This is a genomic window from Collimonas fungivorans (assembly GCF_028292705.1).
GTDB lineage: Bacteria > Pseudomonadota > Gammaproteobacteria > Burkholderiales > Burkholderiaceae_D > Collimonas > Collimonas fungivorans_B.
Genome location: NZ_JAQGLV010000369.1, coordinates 1 through 3663, shown reverse-complemented (window position 1 = coordinate 3663; position 3663 = coordinate 1). Strand labels below are relative to the sequence as shown.

Below are 3663 nucleotides of genomic sequence, written 5' to 3'. Positions count from 1 at the left end.
TCGTCCAGCACGTACATGACGCCGGTCAGGCCGGAGCCGATCTGCGAAGCCAGGCGGATGCGCTGCGCTTCGCCGCCGGACAAGGTGTCGGCGCTGCGTTCCAGCGACAGGTAATCGAGGCCGACGTTATTCAGGAAAGTCAGGCGCGAGACGATTTCCTTGATGATGCGGTCGGCGATTTCCTTCTTGGCGCCGGTCAGCTTCAGTTTTTCAAAGAAGGTCAGGGTTTCGCGCAGCGGCGTCGCCGCGACTTCGTAGATGGCCCTTTCCTGCTTGCCGTTGCCGACCTTGACGAAGCGCGCTTCGACGCGCAGCCGAGCGCCATGGCAGGACGGGCATTCTTTTTCATTGATGAACTTGGCCAGCTCTTCCTTGACAGCCATCGAATCGGTTTCGCGATAACGGCGCTGCAGGTTGTTGACCACGCCTTCAAACGTGTGTTCCTTGATCACCGTGCGGCCGCGTTCGTTGACGTAGCTGAACGGGATGGTTTCCTTGCCGGAGCCGTACAGCACCGCCTGCTGGGCTTTTTCCGGCAGCTTCTCGAACGGCACGTCGATGTCGAAATCGTAATGCGCGGCGATGCTGGTCAGCATCTGGAAATAGAACTGGTTGCGCCGGTCCCAACCCTTGACCGCGCCGCTGGCGAGCGACAGGTTAGGGAAGGCAACGATGCGCTTGGGATCGAAAAACTCGATATGGCCCAGGCCGTCGCATTCCGGGCAGGCGCCCATCGGATTGTTGAACGAAAACAGGCGCGGCTCCAGTTCCTGCAGCGAATAGCCGCAGATCGGGCAGGCGAACTTGTTGGAATACATGTGCTCGGTGCCGCTGTCCATCTCCAGCGCAATCGCACGGCCCTCGGCCAGGCGCAATGCGGTTTCGAAACTCTCCGCCAGGCGCTGCTTGGTGTCGGCCTTGACTTTCAGGCGGTCGATCACGACGTCGATGGTGTGCTTCTCGGTCTTCTTCAGCTTGGGCAGGTCGTCGACTTCATAGATCTTGGCGGCGCCGGTGCCGCTCTGGATGCGGAAGCGCACAAAACCCTGGGCCTGCATCTGTTCGAACAGGTCGACATGCTCACCCTTGCGGTTGGCCACCGCCGGCGCCAGGATCATCAGCTTGGTGTCGTCCGGCATCGCCAGCACCGCATCGACCATCTGCGACACCGACTGCGCCGCCAGCGGCTTCTCCGGATGATCCGGGCAGTAAGGCGTGCCGACCCGCGCGTACAGCAGGCGCAGGTAATCGTGGATCTCGGTCACCGTGCCAACGGTGGAGCGCGGGTTGTGCGACGTGGCTTTCTGTTCGATCGAAATCGCCGGCGACAGGCCTTCGATCAGGTCGACATCCGGCTTCTCCATCAGCTGCAGGAATTGCCTGGCGTAGGAAGACAGCGATTCGACATAACGCCGCTGGCCTTCCGCATACAGTGTGTCAAACGCCAGCGACGACTTGCCGGAACCGGACAAGCCGGTGATCACGATCAGTTTGTTGCGTGGTAAATCCAGATTGATGTTCTTGAGGTTATGCGTACGCGCACCCCGGATGCGGATCTCTTCCATTTACAGCTTTCAGCGTAAGTTTAAGGCCGTGTTGGCTTGTTGGAATTGCAATTTTCACGTCTGAAAGGCTTGCCGCAGCCCCTGGCGGGAATCGCTGCCGGGCGCGGCCATGCCATATCAAACGGATCAACCTGATACTATAACGGGTTTCGATCTTCGTCGTTGTGCAGCCTTTACGGCGCCATCCGCCAATTCCCAATATGAATAGTTCGATGAATAGTTCGTCTTCCTCTTTTGACAGTGAAATCAGCAGCGGCATGAGCCGCGCCGAAGTCAAGGCGAGCGCCTCCCTGGCGTCGATATTTGCGTTGCGTATGCTGGGCCTGTTCCTGATCTTGCCGGTGTTTGCGGTGCACGCCAAAACCTTGCCCGGCGGCGACAGCGCGGCCTTGGTCGGCCTTGCCATGGGGATCTACGGCCTGGCGCAATCGTTCGGGCAAATCCCGTTCGGCGTCGCCTCTGACAAATACGGCCGCAAGAAAATCATCGTCATCGGCCTGATCCTGTTTGCGCTGGGCTCCTTCATCGCCGCCGCTGCCGGCAATATCTACTGGGTCATCATCGGCCGAGCTATCCAAGGCGCCGGCGCGATTTCGGCGGCGGTGACCGCTTTCATCGCCGATTCCACCCGGGAAGAACACCGCACCAAGGCCATGTCCATGGTCGGCGGTTCCATCGGCCTCACCTTTGCCTTGTCGCTGATCGTTTCGCCGCTGCTATACCAATGGGTAGGCATGGGCGGCATCTTCGCCATGACCGGCATCCTGTCGCTGGCCGCGATCGTGGTGGTGGTGTGGCTGGTGCCGTCGGCGCCGCTGGTCAAGGCCAGGCGCGTGGCGTGGTCGGAGATCCTGCGCAACGGCGAGCTGATGCGGCTCAACTATGGGGTGTTTGCCTTGCACATGACGCAAATGGCGATGTTCGTGGTGATGCCGGCGGCGCTGGTCAAATACGCCGGCCTGCCGCTGGAGTCGCACTGGAAAATCTACCTGCCGGTGGTGCTGGCGTCTTTTGTGCTGATGCTGCCGCCGGTGTTTGTCGGCGAGAAGCAGGGCAAGATGAAGCAAGTGATGCTGGCGGCCGTGGCTTTGTTGTTTGTCGTGCAACTCGGCCTGTTGGCGACATTCTCGATGGCAACTATCCACTGGCAGTGGCTGGTCGTGCTGCTGCTGGGGTTTTTCATTGCCTTCAACGTGCTGGAAGCCAGCCAGCCGTCGCTGGTGTCGCGCATCGCGCCGCCGGCCGCCAAGGGCGCCGCATTAGGCGTGTACAACACCATGCAGGCCCTGGGTTTGTTCTGCGGCGGCGCCCTAGGCGGATTGCTTAAACAGCATGCCGGAGCCCCCTCGGTTTTCATTTTAGGAGGGGCGGCGACCCTGTGCTGGCTTATAATCGCATCCAGCATGAAAAATTTGCCGCGCCGTGGCCGGACGGCCACCACCGCGGCAGCATGACTTCCAAGGCATTTTTTCAAGATATTCGTATTTAGGAGAGCATCACATGGCATCGGTCAATAAAGTCATCATCGTCGGCAATCTCGGCCGCGACCCGGAAACACGCTACATGCCGAACGGCGAAGCCGTCACCAACATTGCCGTCGCCACCACGGAAAGCTGGAAAGACAAGAACAGCGGCGAGAAAAAAGAATTAACCGAGTGGCACCGCATCACCTTCTATCGCAAGCTGGCGGAGATCGCCGGCCAGTACCTGAAAAAAGGTTCGCAGATCTACATCGAAGGCCGCCTGCAGACGCGCAAGTGGCAAGACAAGGATGGCGCCGAGCGCTACACCACCGAAATCATCGCCGACACCATGCAGATGCTGGGCAGCCGCCAGGGTGCGGGCGGCAGCGCGCCTATGGACGATGGCGGCGGCTACAACAGCGCGCCGCCGGCACGCCAGCAAAACACCAGCGCTCCGGCAGCTCCAGCGCGCCAGGCGCCGGCTTCGCGGCCAGCGCCGAATTTCTCGGATATGGATGACGATATTCCGTTCTAAAATCCACATCGCCGCAAGAAATAAACAAAACCCCGTATCCCTCAAAGATGCGGGGTTTTTTGTTGGCCGAACGTTTGTCGCATGACGTTACTTGTCACTT

At 59.9% G+C, this 3663-nt stretch carries 2 protein-coding genes and 1 pseudogene; 2 read left to right on the top strand and 1 reads right to left on the bottom strand.

The window, feature by feature from the left end; genetic code table 11:
- A pseudogene (locus JWQ61_RS20560) lies at nucleotides 1–1565 on the bottom strand (excinuclease ABC subunit UvrA); the annotation flags it as partial.
- Nucleotides 1566–1822: 257 nt separating this feature from the next.
- Between JWQ61_RS20560 and JWQ61_RS20555 the strand changes: the two are divergent.
- Both JWQ61_RS20555 and ssb read left to right on the top strand, forming a co-directional pair.
- The gene (locus JWQ61_RS20555) at nucleotides 1823–3019 is read left to right on the top strand and encodes an MFS transporter (RefSeq protein WP_304362146.1); all 1197 of its coding nucleotides are present in this window, start codon (nucleotides 1823–1825) and stop codon (nucleotides 3017–3019) included.
- Between the two features lie 46 nt (nucleotides 3020–3065).
- Nucleotides 3066–3563 (top strand): single-stranded DNA-binding protein, encoded by a 498-nt coding sequence (ssb, locus tag JWQ61_RS20550; protein ID WP_304362145.1) that lies wholly within the window; start codon nucleotides 3066–3068, stop codon nucleotides 3561–3563.
- The last annotated feature ends 100 nt before the right edge of the window (nucleotides 3564–3663 follow it).

Coding starts and splice junctions, on each gene's coding strand:
- ssb (WP_304362145.1), top strand. CDS start 3,066: ATGGCATCGGTCAATAAAGTCATCATCGTCGGCAATCTCGGCCGCGAC.
- JWQ61_RS20555 (WP_304362146.1), top strand. CDS start 1,823: ATGAGCCGCGCCGAAGTCAAGGCGAGCGCCTCCCTGGCGTCGATATTT.